Origin of the sequence: Neobacillus niacini, from assembly GCF_046591715.1 — a bacterium.
GTDB classification, from domain to species: Bacteria; Bacillota; Bacilli; order Bacillales; family Cytobacillaceae; genus Neobacillus; species Neobacillus niacini_L.
In genome coordinates this window covers 302,018-319,325 of the sequence record NZ_JAWVNQ010000005.1, presented here as the reverse complement: position 1 = coordinate 319,325, position 17,308 = coordinate 302,018, and the positions used below count along the sequence as shown (strand labels likewise).

Below are 17,308 nucleotides of genomic sequence, written 5' to 3'. Positions count from 1 at the left end.
GCAGTCCAAAGGACTGCTCTTTTTTTGATTTACATCTATATCATTACTTTCTTGTTATAGCTTTACTGTTTCCTCTACCTTCTTCTTATCCATAAGCATTTCCAGGTAACTATATAGTTCTTCATTTATTTCTTTATTTTGAAGGGCAAATTCTATTGTTGTTTTTACAAACCCCAATTTCTCCCCTACATCATACCTTGTGCCTTCAAAATCGTATGCAAAAACCCTTTGAATTTCATTCAACTTTTGAATAGCATCCGTTAATTGTATTTCCCCACCAGCACCAGTTTGTTGCTTTTCTAAAAACATGAATATTTCAGGAGATAATACATATCTGCCCATTATCGCAAGATTGGATGGCGCCTTTCCTTTTTCTGGCTTTTCAACAAAGTTACTTACTTGATACCTTCTACCCTGTTGTGTCAGTGGATCTATAATTCCATATCGATGAGTTTCACTATCTGGTACCTGCTGCACACCGATAATAGAAGAATAAGTCTGCTCATATTGATCAATTAATTGTCTAAGGCATGGTGTTTCACTTTGAACAATGTCATCCCCTAATAATACGGCAAATGGTTCATCCCCAATAAAGTTTCGTGCACACCATATAGCATGCCCCAGACCTTTAGGCTCCTTTTGTCGGATATAATGCACGTCAACCAAATTTGTTGAATACTGAACTTTACTAAGCAAATCAAGCTTACCTTTTTCCACAAGAGTTTTTTCAAGTTCAGGTGCAAAATCGAAGTGATCCTCAATTGCACGCTTCCCTTTCCCTGTTACAATAATAATATCTTCAATACCTGAGGCGATTGCCTCCTCAACAATATATTGAATGGTTGGCTTATCAACTATGGGCAGCATTTCCTTTGGCATTGCTTTAGTGGCAGGAAGAAAACGAGTACCTAAACCAGCAGCCGGGATGATTGCCTTTTTAACTTTTTTCAAAATATTCCCTCCAAATATCGATATCACGGTCTCTATAATAAATGAATTACAAATACAAATATAATTAGCAAAAAAGACTTTGCCACAAAGAATTCTATAATTTCACATCAAATGATAGGTTTCCGTGTGGTGTGGTGAAATATGGTTTAACCTCAAACACTTGTCCAAAGGAATTAATAGTGGTTATTTCTACTGTGTCAATAATATTCTCATTTTTATTTGCTCCGATACGGTTTATTACTTCATAATTCCCATCGTATTTAGAAATTATAAATACATCCCATACCACTGCATCATTCCCACTAAATATAAAGTCCTTGTAATTAATTTTGAAATCAAACATTGAGTATACATCACTTTCGTTATTCCTAAAAGTTATCCTTTTTGTTTTATTTCTGGTTTCTAATACCAACTCAAGCTCTTGCTCGGTGCTCTGCAATAGACTATGGCAAAATTGGCCAATGATCCTAAAGCCTTCACTATGATATTCTATATTCTCTACGTAATGGTTGGTTTCGTTCAGGTGATTTACGATAATATTCTCAGAAAATGTTCGATACTTATCCTCATGGATATAGTTCGCATAAATCTTTCCATCAACAATATTTACTACATCTTTCATTGAGATGCTTTTTTCAAATTTACCTACTTTTATTAGTTTGTCCAAATCATTTTCCCTAATATATTTAATTTTATATTTATATTTGTCCTCCATCAGTTCGTCTACTTCTTCACTAACGAAGTCATTAAGATATTGGCCAAACATAGTTACCCACTCTTGTTTTTTCTGATGTTTCCAATTTTTTTTCTCATAAAAATCCTTAACAAATTCCGTACCAAAAAGTTTATTTAAAAATGCTGCCATTAATTTCAACTTATACTTTTTATCAGAAATACCTTTATCTATTGCTTCCATTACTTTAGCGATTCTCGTTAATTCTAGCTGCAAAGAAACGGATGCTCTGCCTAAATGATCACCTTCATGTTCAACTAAGTAGTAGTAATCATAATCAGACAATATTGAAATAACGCCAGCCAAAGTATAAGATTGCAGCATAAATACTTGATCTTCTTTTACTTTAATTTCGATTGGAAAAAAGATTTTGTTTTCCTTTAAGAAATCCAGTCTAAACATTTTTTGAGGCTTGAGAGTATGAATTAAATTATTCTTTAATATATCGGCTTTTGCAATGTTGCCATTTTTAAACATTGATTTAGAAACTCCACGTCCATTTACACTTGCATACTTAACAACTAAGACGTCCGAGTTACTTTCTTCAGCAAATTTGTACATTCTATCAAGTGATTCTTCACCTATGTAGTCATCAGAATCTACAAAGAAAATATACTTTCCTTGAGCAACATTTATTGCATCATTTCTAGGCTGACTCGCACCTCCGGAATTATATTCCCTATTTATTATTCTGATATTTGAATACTTCTCTTTATATTCTTCCAAAATATCCAAGCTCTTATCTTTGGACATGTCATTAACACAAATGATTTCATAGTCGTTGTTATCCATTGTTTGATTAACTAATGTGTCTAAACATATTCTGATTTGTTCTTCTCTATTGTAAACTGGGACAGCTATTGAAATTTTCATATGTACTCTCCTACTGGGAATATCCCTCATTCTTTTGAATAAGTGAGGGTAACTTACATATCTTTAGTTTTCTTCATATATATTTTTTTATTACCTCTTCAACAAATCTTTCGCTTGAGTTTCCGTCCTTATAGTCATAGAAGTAATCAACAAATGGTTTAATTTTTTCCATTAAAAATAATTCCGTATTAATACACTCAACGATTTCTTTAGAGTTTCTAACTAGTTTTCCAGGGATGAAGGAATTGTAATCATAGTAAAAATCCCTTTCATTTTTATACTCCTCCAAATCAAAAGCAAAGAACAACATTGGTTTGTTAAATAGAGCAAATTCAAAACAGACGGAAGAATAGTCTGTTATTAACAAATCGGTAATAAAAAGCAATTCATTAATTTCAGGGTAAGTTGTAACATCTAAAAAGAACCCTTTGTATTTTAATGGTATTTCCACTTTTTCTTTCACAAACGGGTGCATCTTGATTAAAAAAATATAGTCATCCTTTAACTTTTCATATAATAAGTGAAAGTTTAACTTTTCAAATGGGTAATAAGCTGTACTTTGCCCTTCACCTCTGAATGTGGGAGCAAAAAGGATTACCTTTTTATCCTTTGGGATGGAGAATCTTTTGTACAGATCTTTGGCTGTTGTTTGTTTGAACATCTGATCATAGAATACATCTGTCCTAGGAACACCAATGGGTATAACTTTGTCACTGCTAACTCCAAATCCCTCTGCATAATGCTCTACCACGTTTTTTGAACTTACGATCACCTTAGTGTAATTCTTATGGTATAAAGCTGAATGTATTGTGCTTCCTGGGAGCTTTCCTCTGCTAAATCCAAACTTTTTAAATGCTCCCACAGCATGCCATACTTGAATTAAATCAGCACCTTTTCTAATTTTCAAAGGATACACCATTGGATAGAAGTCATCAATTAGAATGAATCTTGAAGTTGCCATATAATATGCGAGCAGAAAAATTTCTTTAATCGTTTTCTTTTGATTAATACTATCTTTCAGGATAAATTTACAATCCACTTTAAGATTCTGCCGCTTTATTTCAGAATAGATAAACTTAAAGTTCCCATCCAAAGTTGAGTGACTATCGGATGCAAAGAGAATTTGGGTCTTCCTAATACTTAAAAAATTAAATAATTTATACAATAAACGAAAGCCAATTGAGCGCATTCCTCTATAGAGAAATACACTCAATTTTGTTTTAATTAGTGTTGGCATTCAAAAATCTCCTATAAATTGGAGTTTAACTAATTGGTTGAGCATCACTTTCAATTTTTGCAATTTCCTCTGGATCTGTTAGATATTTACCAACTTTAAAGCTTAAATTACTGCCAGCCTTTGTAAAATAAGGTGTAATAGTTCTGTTATTCACTATGGTTAGCCCCATAGTAATATCATTTCTAAAATGCCCAACTCTCTTTTTAAAATAGGCATTTTCCCATTCGAGACATAATACCAAATCCCAGTTATTCTGTGGGAGATCTAAATATGGGAAATCAATTATAGCTTCAAAACGATAATTTAATTCGTCAATTGAGGTTATCGAACCATCTATTTCAATTTTCTCTTCAGTACCACGATTGTCTAGCCTTAAATAAAGCTTTGGTGTTGTACCATTCGCAGCTTCCCCGAAAAGTTCTACATGAGTACCAAGGATTAATTTTTTCTCTTCATTCCATTTGCAGTCAGTTAAGATTACCTTAATATCAGTAAGTTGATTTTTATTCACCTTATTGCTTACGATTTGAGTGACAACAGACCTGAATGAATCCAAAAAGGTCTGTTCAGTATACTTTTGGGTGGTTAAGATCGACATTTCCTTCATTATTTCAATATCAGGATGACTGATGAGCTGGAAAATGCCCTCACTTAAACTAACCACAGAACCACTTGCTAATACAAAGCCATTATTCCCATCAGAGATTATTTCTTTAATCTCATAGTTAAAGTCATATGTAATGACAGGACAGCCATTGCGCAGACTTCGAATGATCTCTGAGTTCATATCTGGTGTTTGTTTAATAAAAATTGACCCGACTGCATTTTGGTATGCTTTGTCCAAATCAACTTCTTCCTCCGAGTGAATAAAGATATTCTCTCTTAAGTTTAATGCTTCAATCAATTGAGCAATGTTCTCCTTTATTTCACTTAACCCGTATATGTTTAATACAATGTTTGGTTGCTTATCAGCTAATAATCTTACCGAACGAATCAGCATGTCTAACTCAACTTCATCTTTATTCCCTAGTGTCGTTACTAGTTGATTACTGCTTTCAACCTTATTATCAATTACTGTCATTCCTGTTTCATTAAGCAACATAGGAACATTAAAGAGATTATTGCGCAGTCCGAAATGGTTAATGACCTCGTTCTTTTGCAATTCTGTCGAAAAGATAATCGCATCCGGTATACTTAATTGTTCTGGTTTTTCTTCCCAATTCATCCCAATTACTTTATAAGCATCTTCATTATATGCTTTATCCGTATTATGAATAAAATATGCCTTATAAGCGCTGTTAGGGTAATTTTGAACCAACTGGTATTGTTTAATTTGATCAGCAATTAGTAATGTAGGTATATCACCGATTAATATACTTAAAAAGTGATTCCATAGCTGTTTTTCATTTTTAAACTCATACACTCTTTGTTCTTTTTCATCAAACAAGCGGATTTTGACCGTTTTAACTTTTTTCTTTGAATCCTTACCCTTCTTCTTTATGAGGAAAGTGCTGCCGTCTTGTCTATAGAAATATTCATAGGCAACTTCTTTTTTCTCGATTACGGAAGTCCTAATTAAATAGCCCAAATGATCATATTCATCCACTTTAACCAATTTTTCATTTTTATCATAGTGACGAATCGACAGTAATAGATTATCTTTATCAAAAGTCTTTTCTTTAACAAGGAACCCTTCTTTAAAATACAAATAGGTGGTTTCCTCTGCTTCTTCTCCACCGTTTTTTATATAGTAAGTCAAACCAAACTCTTCAATTGGCTGATGCTTTGCAACATTTTCCTTTTGATCATTTCTCCCGTAGAATTTCCTTAAGAAGTCATACATATTGACAATACTGTCTTTTAAATCGGTCTGCCATGTTTCTTCCAAGGATTCGATTGACTTTTCGAGATTACGATCATAATTAAGTAAGGCGATTCTAGTTATCGCATTTTCATTTTTCTTTAATATTATCGCTCTTTTCATTTGAACTTCTACCAAATTATCCAGTTTTAATCCTGTTAAAATATACTGCCCTATAGGCTGATGAATTTCATTCATCAATTCATCTCCACCTTCATTAATAGATTGATTAGCTGCATCTACATTAAACTGGGAACTTCTTCTAAGTCCCCAGGTCAATTATGCTTAGATTTCTGTATTTTGAGGTTTCTTTAAAATGATCCAATCAATTACTCGGTCAGATGCCCCGCCTTCAAGAAACTCAAAGTTCTTCTTTCTAAATAACTCAACTTTTTCAAATTCATACTCTTCTGTTTCTAATGAATTTATTAGTTCGTTAAAAGTTCTTACAATCTTTCCTGGTACAAAGTCCTCAAATTTATCGTAAAAATCTCTTGCTGAAATGTACTCCTCTAAGTCAAAGGCGTAAAACAACATCGGTTTATTCAGAAGTGAATATTCGTAAACTGTTGATGAATAATCTGTAATGAGCACATCTGCAATAAATAGAATATCGTTAATTTCCCGATAATCAGTTGCATCGATGAAAATATCTGAGTACTCTGCAGGAATCTCCAACTTATTTTTGACTAAGAAGTGCATTTTAAATATGGCAATCGCATTATGTGCTTTACAATATTCTGCCAAAGCCTTAAAGTCCAGCTTATTCATCGGATAATAAGCAGTTTTTGGGCCGCCTCCTCTGAACGTTGGTCCAAATAAAATCACTTTGTCTGCTGTCTTTATCTGCGGATAAAGGCTTTCTAGTTTTTCGGTTGTTTTTCTTCTATACTCTTCATCAAAAAAGATATCTGTTTTTGGTATACCTGTTGCTAATACTTTACTTTCGTCAATTGCAAAGGCTTCAGCATAATAAGGAATAACATGCTTTGAACTTGTGATTGCTTTTGTATATATACGATGATTCATTCCATCAATAACAGGTGAAGCTGGTTTCCCTAATCTACTGTAACCAAATGTTTTAAAAGCCCCATTTGCGTGCCATAATTGAACTACTTCAGTTCTAGGATCATATTTCAATTTATTTACCATAGGCTGGAAATCTTCAATAAATATATAATCAGCAATGCCTAGATAAAATGGTAATTTAAACTTATCCAAAAAGCTGCTTCGAGCATGAATATTAGATTTAAAAACTTGATAAAGTTTATATTCCTTATCTAATCCACGTTCTATCATCCGGTCATGCACCGCTCCCAAATTCCCGCCGATTTCGGAACGAGAGGCGGAGGTAAATAATACTCGTTTCCCATTCTTTTTGACGAATTTATTAGCAAGATTAAATATCAAATCAAACATTCCCATTTTATACATAGAAAGTCTTTTCTTGAGCGATGGTTTTTTCGGTATCTTAGGAGCAGGATGCTCAAAGAATACATCAAGATACAAGCTATTATCCTTCTTCCCTGCTTCAAGGTGCACTTGGTATATACGTTTTGGACCGCTTTTAAAGTCCTTTGAGAATTGCTTATCAAAAACCTTTTTTCCCTTATAGATCAAGTTTCTAGCTACTTTTACCTTCTTCTCAGTATTATTTGAATCCACCATGATTAAATCCCATTTTCCATCGGGAATACGGTCATTTTTATACAAGGTTGATACGTTTATTGTTAAGCTAAAAGAGTGGCCTTCACGCTTAACATTTTTAATGGGGATTAACTCGTTTGTTTCCTTATTTTTATAATAAAAGTCATAATGATCACTAATACTACCTTCAATCAGTCCATCTATCTTTAACTTAACTCTTTCCCATTCAATATTATGAATACTAGCTGAAAAAGAATTAACTGTGTTTATAGCTTCCATTCTTCTCCTCCTTTAATTTGTTCAAAATGGATATTTGCCAATAAAAAAGGAGTACCTCAACCAAAATAATAAGGCTCCTTTAAAGTCGTTGATATGTTAAATTATTCACATTGGACCCCCAACATATTCCCATATCGGGGACGTACCATATGCTGCACTAAATCTTCCATTCTAGTATTGTCTTACCCCAAGAGGATGTTAAATCCTTTTCAAAAGCATCAGATATATCTTGTATTGTATTGATTTCGTGAACATTTCCAATTAATGTTTCTAAATAATCAACAACATCTTGATTTGCTGCAAGAAAATCAACTGTGTTTTGGAAATCCTCAGTACCACTTCGACTGCTTCCAATAAGGGTAATTCCCTTTTCAAGAATCATTCTAGTATTCAGTTCAACTGGATATTCAGATACACCTAGTATAGAAATGGACCCTTCGGGAATAATATGATCAATAATTTGATTAATCGCATCTTGACTTCCTCTTCCACCTACACACTCAAACGCATGGTCAAACTTTACATCTTCTGGAATATCATTAATGTTATAGATTTCATCTGCAAATGAAAAGTTATCCAATTTAAAAGGTGTTTTCCCTGCAACGATAACCTTACAGCCTTTATATTTCTTTTTCAAGAGTAAAGCAGTAATATATCCTAAGTTTCCATCTCCCCAAACACCAAAGGTTTGACGGCGGCCATGTGATTTCACTTCGAATCTAGTCATAGCATGCATGGCGATAGTTATGAGCTCCGTGAATGCAGCAACATGTTGATTAATATGCTCTGGCAGCACTACAAATCTATCTCTCTTTAAAAATACATAATCTTGCATAAAACCATCAAAACCACTAGAACGAAACTTACTAGTTCTTAAATAGTTCTCTGAAATGTATTCGTCTTTTTCAGTTGGAGTATTGGGCACCATAACCACTCGTGTACCAGGTTTGTATTCACCTTTCGGGTCGTAAACAACTTCCCCGATCCCTTCGTGAATTAATGCCATTGGTAATTTTACAGCCATGGCCTCCTTGCCACGAGTACCTGTATAATAACGTTGGTCAGCTGCGCAAATAGATAAATTAGTAGGTCTAACCACTACACGATCACCTTTATTGATTGTCCGATCCTTATATGTGATTTCAAACTTACGAGCGGAAACTAATCTATACACTTGATTTATCATATAATGAGATACCCTCCTTTAATTACGTACGCGGCTTTATTATCATTTTAAACACACTAAAGGTAGTCTCAATGTAACGAATTCCATTCAAATAAACTCGTTAATATTGCGACCACCTTATAGAATCTCTATTCTTTCTTTTATTCTCATCAAGAAGTATTTCTAGAAAAAAATAGCAATGAGAACGTCAAAGTATATATTCAATAAAAATGCCTAATTATTTTTTTAAAGGAAATTAGTTAATGTCTAATTGTGTCAAAAATTTGTCGGTACTCAATAAGTACATTACTTATTAAACTACAATTTCGCTCTTTTTTCTAGTGTTCTTTTTCAATTGGAATTAATTTGGTAATCCATCCAATTCTAAATAAGAGTAGAATTATTTGGTTTAACTCAGGTATAGAAGCATACTGCTTAATGACCCTAAACGCAGTTTTGGTCACTATAATATCTTATAGTGACCAAAAAAACCTTAAATCAGGCATATATATACTTCATTTTATGAAGGTATCCTCTTAACGGTTAAGTTAAATCTGTTTTGGCCTGTAAATATTAAGTCAACGGATTTTCCATGGTATAAAAAAGTGGATTCCCCTTGTTGCAACGATGGCTCTCCAAGTCTCCCTACAAGTTCTTCTTTTGTGAGACTGTTTAGCATGATGCTAAATTGGTCAACTGCATTGGCTTCATCGTATGAAATTTCTATATTGGTTTTATCAATGTTATATAGCTCTTGTTCAGATTTTCCTATAATACCCATCAAATCTGTCGAACCGTCAAGTTGAATTATTTCTTCCATAGTGGAGATAAGAGCTCCTTCATCATCTGGGCTTTCTATCTGTGTCACTAATCTCTCGCTTATCCAACCATCCTGCCCTGAAGACAAAGAAAATTTCAGCCAATTGAAATCATTCGCAGGGTCCTTTTTCATTTCTTTAACATTAATTGAATCCCCGAAATAAACCATCATGATTTTCGAGCTTGAGGATAAATTAGGAGAGTCTCTTACAAATCCAGCTTCTATATTAACATAACGGATATCTTTTATAACATTCTCCATTGTTTCCACTGAAGTCGGAGGTGTTTCTTTCTCCTCTTGCTTACTGTTATTTATCAACATTTTTTCCTCTGGTTGGAGATATGAATATACCTTGTCCCAATTCAAGTATGTTGCACTAGAAGCCACAAGCAGTGTGAGGATTAAAAACGATCGAAAGATATTTAAACCTTTACGTTTAGGCTTTTTTCTTGACTTCGTATTACTCGAAAGTCCCTCACCCTTATCAGTTGGAATCGGTTCATGCTGTAACTTACTTCTCTTTTCCATAATCCTTCGGCCAAACTTTTTCTTTTCTTCATTTGACATTTTATTGAATTCTTTTATGAACTGTTCATATTGAGGGACTACCTCTTCAATTGGACCATATGCTTTTATTTCTCCCGCTTCCAGCCAAATCGCCTTTTGACAAAATTCCTTCACTTGTCCAATAGAATGACTGATAAAGAAAATGGTTTTACCCTTTTCTTTAAAGCTATTCATCTTCTCTAAGCACTTTTGGGCAAATAACTTATCCCCAACCGATAAAGCCTCATCAATCACCAATACATCGGGATCAATATTGACCGAAATCGCAAACCCTAATCTTGATTTCATACCGCTTGAATACTTCTTTACTGGCTGGTCAATGAAATCGCCTAACTCAGAAAATTCAATGATTTCAGGCATTAATTTCTGAATATCATTTTTTGAGAATCCCAGCATTAGGCATTTTAACTCGATATTCTCTCTCCCTGTTAATTGATTGTTTAACCCAGCTGCAATTGAAATCAGTGCCGCGTCTCCCTCTATGTTTATAGAGCCAGTAGTCGGTGGGATTACTCCTGAGATTAAATTCGACAGTGTGGACTTACCAGCACCGTTAACGCCAATAATCCCAATAATATCTCCTTTATCAGCCCAAAAGCTAATATTTTGCAGGGCGAAAAAATCCTTACCATAACCGCTTGGTAAAGCAAGATCCAACAATTTATCAGAAGTCTTTTGGTACATTTTATATTTTTTCGTTACATTTTTAAATAATACTGATTTGCTCATATTTTCTCCCCATCTAGGTATGAATAGTTAGTGTAGTAATTAGGAATAAGCCCACACAGTATTGATGACGTTTAAGCTAAGCATTACTAGTATCTTTCTATCGACACATTTCATCCATTTTAACATAAACAAACCCTTATTTATTTTGTAAAAATATCCCTTAATTCCGCTCCATATTTCAAAATACTCTTAAAGAAATTAAAAAAAAACGCTGTCTTTTTCGACAGCATCCTTCTAACCAAACTTAGAGTAAATGGTTGCACCCCAAGTCCTTCATATCCTCTTGAAACTTATCTCTTGGTATATTTCTTAAATAGTGACCAAGAATTGCAGATAAACTATCACTTAATTCTAAAATTTCTAATTCCTCATAATGTACAAATGCTTCTAATTTTCCCTCTGTTACCCAAACTCCCTTTGCCTCTTGTTTAACAACCTCATATTCCTTATCTATCATTTCCAGTGGTATTTGATCCCCGTTTGTATCAGAAATTGAATTAACAACCCTTATTCTCATATTAATCCTCCTTTTTAAGCAGTCACATGAAAACCTGATAAAACTAACAAATACTACTTAAAACTTACCATTATCATCACAAGATTACAAAGAAAGTTTTACGATATAAACCGACAACAAAAGGTATATTTTAATCGAAAACAAGCTAAATTTCAACAAATAAAAAAAGCATTTCTATTCTGAGAAATGCTTTTTAGCCATTTTAATAATACATAACCAAATATTAGTTTGAAGATAAGATTTGTTTAACAATTCTTTTACTAACATTTCCATCACAATTTGGCAAAAATCTTTTCCTAAATTGTGATATAGAATCAAGGTCAAATTCACCCTTCTTTATCCATTCTGCTATCTCAACAGAGCTGTCAAATACCGGTCCTGGAACAATATCCTCATATTGATAATAAAAATCCCGCTCTTTTGTATATGACTCCAGATCGTTCGCATAAAAAGCTATTGGTCGAGATAAAATACTATAGTCAAAAATGATTGAAGAATAGTCTGTTATTAACATGTCCGATAGTATTAAAATTTCTTCAATACTATATTTATTATTAATGTGATAAACAAATCCTTGACTATTATCAATATCTTCATTCATATATGGATGCAAATGAACTAATAGGGCATAATCATCACCGAGAATCCTTTTCATGACGTTAAAATCTAAGCTATGATCCATTGAACCTTTTCCCCTAAAAGTAGGTGCATATAGAACCAACTTTTTGGTTTTTAATTCTGGGAATTCATTAAAGAATTTCTCTTTAACTTTAAAATGGTTTCGTGTTTCGAAAAAGTAATCTGTTCTAGGTAGTCCCATTGGATAAATGTCTTTAGGAGACATATCAAACGCCTCCTGATAAAAAGGAATTACCTCATCCGTACTAACAAATACCTTACTATAATTTGAATGAATGTTGATATGTTTTATATATTCAACGGAGGGCCCAAATGGCTTTCCAACCGTACTATGTCCAAATTTTTTAAAAGCACCAGCTGCATGCCAGAGTTGAATAATTTCTGTCCCTTTTCTTGGGGCTACTAAATAAACCGGCAAGTAATAGTCATCTATAAAAAAATAGCGGGAAGTCGCTAAATGAAGAATAGCACGAATCATTTGTACATAATACCTTAGCTGTCCTAATGGCTTCTTCTTATACTTCCCAAATAAGAAAACCATGGAAAAATCATTATTTGTGTTTTTCAACTCTTTGTATATATATTCTAAATTTCCACTTAATTGGTTAGAACGAAATGAAGCAAATACAACCTTCTTTTGATTAATAGGGCATACTAGAGTGATAAGTTTATAGAGAGTACCTAAAACATACTTTAATATAATAGATGAATTATTTGTATTAATAGATATCACTCGTTTCATTGATGAGGTTCCAATTGCTATTAAATCTTCCATTCTAGTATTGTTTTCCCCCAAGAAGTATTTAAATCCTTTTCAAATGCATCCGAAATATCCTGAATATTATTAACTTCATTAACTGATCCAATCAGTGTTTCTAAATAATCAACTACATCCGGATTGGCAGCAAGAAAATCAACTGTATTCTGGAAATCTATTGTACCGCTTCGACTGCTTCCAATAACAGTAATCCCCTTTTCTAGGATCATTCTAGTATTTAACTCTACTGGATATTCAGATACACCGAGAATGGAAATGGTACCCTCTGGAATAATGTGATCAATAATTTGGTTAATTGCATATTGACTTCCTTTGCCGCCTACACACTCAAACGCATGATCAAATGTTAGATCTCCTGGGATTTCATCAATATTATAGACTTCATCCACAAAAGAAAAATTATCTAATTTAAACTGTGTTTTTCCTGCAACGATTACTTTACAGCCTTTATATTTCTTCTTTAAAAGTAAGGCCGTGATATAACCTAAGTTTCCGTCACCCCAAACACCAAAGGTTTGGCGGCGTCCATGAGCTTTCACTTCAAATCTAGTCAATGCATGCATGGCAATCGTAATCAATTCAGTAAAAGCAGCTACATGTGGATTAATATTATCTGGTAACACTACGAATCTATCTCTCTTTAAAAATACGTAATCCTGCATAAAACCGTCAAAACCACTTGAGCGGAATTTGCTAGTGCTGAGATAATTTTCTGCAATATATTCATCTTTTTCAACTGGAGTATTAGGAACCATAACCACTTTCATTCCAGGTTTATACTCCCCTTTTGGGTCGTATACAACTTCCCCGATACCCTCATGTATTAGAGCCATAGGTAATTTTTTAGCCATCGCATCCTTACCGCGGGTACCGGTATAGTAACGCTGATCCGCAGCACAAATAGATAGATGTGTAGGGCGTACCACTACTCGGTCTCCTTTATTAATAGTGCGATCCTTATAGGTAATCTCAAATTTACGGGCAGAGACTAATCTATATACTTGGTTAATCATTCGTAGAGATTCCCTCCTTTAAGATTGCATTAGCTACTTTTAAATCATATGGTGTTGTAACCTTAATATTAAAGACCTCACCTTTCACAATCTTAACCTTCTCTCCAAATAAAGAACATATTTTACATGCATCGGTAAGGATTTCCTTTTGCTCGTCCGTTAATTTATTGTAGTAATCCACTAGTGTTTTAATATGGAAGCTTTGCGGAGTTTGCCCTTGATACATTTGGTTTCTTTTAGGTATATTAGAAATTGTTTCTCCATCCTCGGATTCAATAATCGTGTCAATTGCTTCAATTGCTGTATCAACAGCATGGTATTTCTTTACCTGCTCAATATTTTCTTTGATTATTCGATGTGATAGAAAAGGGCGAACAGAGTCATGGGTAACGATATAATCATCTTCAAATAAACCAAAGGTACTCTCAATATAACGGATCCCATTCATAATGGATTCGTTTCTATCTCGACCACCTTCTACAACCACTATTCTTTCATTTTCGCCAACAAATTTCTTGATAATATCCTGTGTGTAATTGATCCACTCTCTAGGTGAAACTATAAGGATTTTTTTAAACTCATTATTTAAGATGAATTTTTCAACAGTATGAATAATAATAGGTTTGTTATTTAACGTAAGGAATTGTTTAGGCATATTAACATTCCCCATTCGTGTTCCTTTTCCTCCAGCAAGAATCTCTGCATATAACATCAACACACAACTCCCTTTTATATTTATTTATATATTTATCATAAATTTGTATTTTTATGTCATATTTATAGTTATTTTGTCACATCACATAAGCACATTGTTTATTAAACTACATTCTATAAAATTTTTCTAGTGCTTCTAGACAATTGGAATTAATTTGGTAATCCATCCAATTCTAGAAAATATCAAAGGAATGTTGAAAACTCATCTATAAATAATCTACAAATCGGTCTTTAAATTTCAAATGAAGCATTGAACCCATCAGTAGTAAGATAAGAACTAAACACCAAAAGTAAATTGTGTATCGGAAGTTAGTAAGAAAATACCAGTCCGTTCCAAGTAAGGATGAACGATAGCCTTCCACTATATAATAAAAAGGGTTTATTTTCATTATTGTCCGGATAGACTCTGGTAATTTTTCAACCGTCCATAATATCGGCGTTAGGTACAATAGTACTCTTACTACAGCTTGTACAATCATTTGAACGTCTCTTACAATTGTCGCTAGCGTTGAAGTGATTAGCGAAATGGTTACAAGTAAAACTAAATTTGCTGCCATGAAATAAGGCAATTGCAATGAGTACACAGTCGGTGTATATCCAAATGCCAATAGGATAAACATTATTATTCCCACAAGCACCATATGGTGATAAAGCTTAGAAGTAATTACATAGGTGGGAATGACACTCATAGGGAAGTTCATTTTTGAGATGATATTTATTCTTGAATACACAGATTTTGATCCTTGAATAAGTGATTGTGATATAAAAAACCATACACTAATACCAGAAATCATCCAAGGAAGATACTCTATTCCATTTACATCTTCACCGCCCCTAATCCCAAAACCAAACACAAACCAATAAATACTAATTAATATCATCGGATTAATAACTTCCCATAACATTCCTAAATAATTATTACTGTTCGTGCTTTTTAACTCAAATATTGATAATCGAAAGATTAGGTGCAAATTAGTCATATTTTCTTTTACTACCTGAAATAAAGATTTCATTATATTGCCCTTTCTAAAAAACACTAAAATTCCTGGCTAGTTAATCGCTTGTCCTTATTCACAATATAGTCCACCAGCTTTTTTGAAGCACTCCCATCGGAATACTTGTTCCAAGTGTGAGAAAATTCACAAATTAATTTTATATCTGTTTTGGAATTTAAAATTAACTTAATTACTTCATTTGTATCAAATGCTAAAGGACCTGGAACTTCTTGCTCAAAGTTTGAAATTACTCCTCTTTCCTTCTTATATAATTCCAAATCATAAGTATAAAAAATCATTGGTTTCTTTAATAATGCAAATTCAAATGGAGTTGATGAGTAATCAGTTATTAATATGTCTGTAATAACTAAAAACTCATTCATCCTTTTATAAGAAGTGAGATCGTAAACAAAGTCCGGGTATAATTTTTGATAATCATATTTAGCTTTTACAGCAGGATGCAATTTAATAAATAATACATGATTTTTGTTTAACTGCTGATACATTCTGTCTAAATCAAGCTTTATTTCATAATCTTCAAATTGTGAATCTCGAAAAGTTGGAGCATAGAGTATGACCTTTTTTCCTTTTATCTTTGGAAATTGTTCTCTGAACTGTACAACAAGCGTTTCATGGTTTTCTTTTTCAAAAAAGAAGTCAGTCCTAGGTACCCCTGTTCTTAATATTGAAGAAGGAGATAAATCAAACGAGTCCATAAAAATACTTGCCATTACTTCGGATCCAACAACAACTTTATCAAATTTCTCATAGACTTTTCTAAATCTTTTTTTAGCAGCCTTGCTTCTAAACTCGACAGAATGGTCTTGCAATCCAAAGGTTTTAAGTGCACCAGCTGCGTGCCAAATTTGAATACATTCTACATTTTCCTTAAAATGAACTGTAGATAAAAAGCCATAGTAATTATCAATGATTAACCATCTTGATGTTGAAAGATGATAAATAGATTGTATCCAATGAATAATGTTGTATGTTTCAAATGGGATAATGGTTGCCATCTTTAATTCCTTCTCGAATTCTTCAGAGAAGGTTTCTTTGCTTAATATGATTATCTCGTAGGGTACCTTTCGTTTCAGCAGCTCTTGAAAAACGTAAGCTGGGTTTTCTTCAAATGAAACCACAAGTGTTATTTTGTTTTTCTGGGGGAATAGTTTAAATATGTTAAATACAGCTTTAAATGACAACAAATAGCAGAAAATGAAAATTTCTTTAAACATTTAACGCCGAAGAAAAATCTTTCTTTATTTTGGTTGTCGAAACACCAACTGTTCTTGGAAAATAGATAACCTGACAATATTCCTGTAAAAAGTCAAAATGACCTTTCCAGTCATCCCCCATAACAAATATATCAATATCATTTTGTAGAACATCATGCACCTTTTGTTCCCAAGTATGTTCAGGTATTACCTTATCAACAAAACGTATCGCTTCAAGAATCATCTTCCTATGCTCATAATTATGGTAGGATTTTTTGTTTTTCAACATATCGAAATTATCTGTTGATAATCCCACCGTCAGATGATCCCCTAATTCTCTAGCTCGCTTCAAGAGGTTTATATGCCCGCAATGCAGCAGGTCAAATGTTCCATATGTCAATATCTTCTTCATTCTTCCCACTCATTTCTAATGATATCTTATATTATTTGCTAATTAAACACTCTTTAGTCCTGTATAAAATTGTAGTATTTTATAGGGAAATGTCAACTTAATATTAAGGTTTTGTAAATCTTTGTCATTTTACGTAAAGAATTTGTTAATAATATAAACTGAGT

Annotated in this window: 14 protein-coding genes; all 14 read right to left on the bottom strand. The window is 33.1% G+C overall.

The window, feature by feature from the left end; translation table 11 throughout:
- Positions 1-54 precede the first annotated feature (54 nt).
- Positions 55-951, bottom strand: a complete 897-nt coding sequence (gene galU / locus SFC47_RS15890; protein WP_411255271.1) for a UTP--glucose-1-phosphate uridylyltransferase GalU — start codon at positions 949-951, stop codon at positions 55-57.
- Between the two features lie 94 nt (positions 952-1,045).
- Positions 1,046-2,557 (bottom strand): glycosyltransferase, encoded by a 1,512-nt coding sequence (locus SFC47_RS15885; RefSeq protein WP_411255270.1) that lies wholly within the window; start codon positions 2,555-2,557, stop codon positions 1,046-1,048.
- Between the two features lie 73 nt (positions 2,558-2,630).
- Positions 2,631-3,722: a CDP-glycerol glycerophosphotransferase family protein gene (locus tag SFC47_RS15880; protein WP_411255269.1), complete on the bottom strand. Its 1,092-nt coding sequence runs from the start codon at positions 3,720-3,722 to the stop codon at positions 2,631-2,633.
- A 97-nt stretch (positions 3,723-3,819) separates the two neighbouring features.
- The gene (locus SFC47_RS15875) at positions 3,820-5,853 is read right to left on the bottom strand and encodes a glycosyltransferase (protein WP_411255286.1); all 2,034 of its coding nucleotides are present in this window, start codon (positions 5,851-5,853) and stop codon (positions 3,820-3,822) included.
- A gap of 87 nt (positions 5,854-5,940) precedes the next feature.
- Complete coding sequence (locus tag SFC47_RS15870) at positions 5,941-7,581, bottom strand: CDP-glycerol glycerophosphotransferase family protein (protein WP_411255268.1); 1,641 nt, start codon at positions 7,579-7,581, stop codon at positions 5,941-5,943.
- A gap of 157 nt (positions 7,582-7,738) precedes the next feature.
- Positions 7,739-8,767 (bottom strand): ribitol-5-phosphate dehydrogenase, encoded by a 1,029-nt coding sequence (locus tag SFC47_RS15865; protein ID WP_411255267.1) that lies wholly within the window; start codon positions 8,765-8,767, stop codon positions 7,739-7,741.
- A gap of 499 nt (positions 8,768-9,266) precedes the next feature.
- A complete protein-coding gene (gene tagH, locus SFC47_RS15860) occupies positions 9,267-10,862 on the bottom strand; it encodes a teichoic acids export ABC transporter ATP-binding subunit TagH (protein ID WP_411255266.1) in 1,596 nt (531 codons plus the stop codon).
- Between the two features lie 244 nt (positions 10,863-11,106).
- Positions 11,107-11,379 carry a hypothetical protein gene (locus SFC47_RS15855; protein WP_411255265.1) on the bottom strand — a complete coding sequence of 91 codons (273 nt, stop codon included), beginning with the start codon at positions 11,377-11,379 and terminating at the stop codon, positions 11,107-11,109.
- A 223-nt stretch (positions 11,380-11,602) separates the two neighbouring features.
- Positions 11,603-12,793: a CDP-glycerol glycerophosphotransferase family protein gene (locus SFC47_RS15850; protein WP_411255264.1), complete on the bottom strand. Its 1,191-nt coding sequence runs from the start codon at positions 12,791-12,793 to the stop codon at positions 11,603-11,605.
- Positions 12,781-13,809, bottom strand: a complete 1,029-nt coding sequence (locus SFC47_RS15845) for a ribitol-5-phosphate dehydrogenase (RefSeq protein WP_411255263.1) — start codon at positions 13,807-13,809, stop codon at positions 12,781-12,783. Before SFC47_RS15845 ends, SFC47_RS15850 begins: the two co-directional genes overlap by 13 nt.
- Positions 13,802-14,521, bottom strand: coding sequence for an IspD/TarI family cytidylyltransferase (locus SFC47_RS15840; RefSeq protein ID WP_411255262.1), 720 nt, complete (start codon positions 14,519-14,521; stop codon positions 13,802-13,804). Before SFC47_RS15840 ends, SFC47_RS15845 begins: the two co-directional genes overlap by 8 nt.
- 208 nt (positions 14,522-14,729) lie before the next feature.
- Positions 14,730-15,536, bottom strand: coding sequence for an ABC transporter permease (locus SFC47_RS15835; RefSeq protein WP_411255261.1), 807 nt, complete (start codon positions 15,534-15,536; stop codon positions 14,730-14,732).
- Positions 15,537-15,559: 23 nt separating this feature from the next.
- Positions 15,560-16,753 (bottom strand): CDP-glycerol glycerophosphotransferase family protein, encoded by a 1,194-nt coding sequence (locus SFC47_RS15830; RefSeq protein WP_411255260.1) that lies wholly within the window; start codon positions 16,751-16,753, stop codon positions 15,560-15,562.
- Positions 16,746-17,144 (bottom strand): glycerol-3-phosphate cytidylyltransferase, encoded by a 399-nt coding sequence (gene tagD / locus SFC47_RS15825; protein WP_411255259.1) that lies wholly within the window; start codon positions 17,142-17,144, stop codon positions 16,746-16,748. The genes SFC47_RS15830 and tagD overlap by 8 nt, the downstream gene beginning before the upstream one ends.
- Between the last annotated feature and the right edge of the window lie 164 nt (positions 17,145-17,308).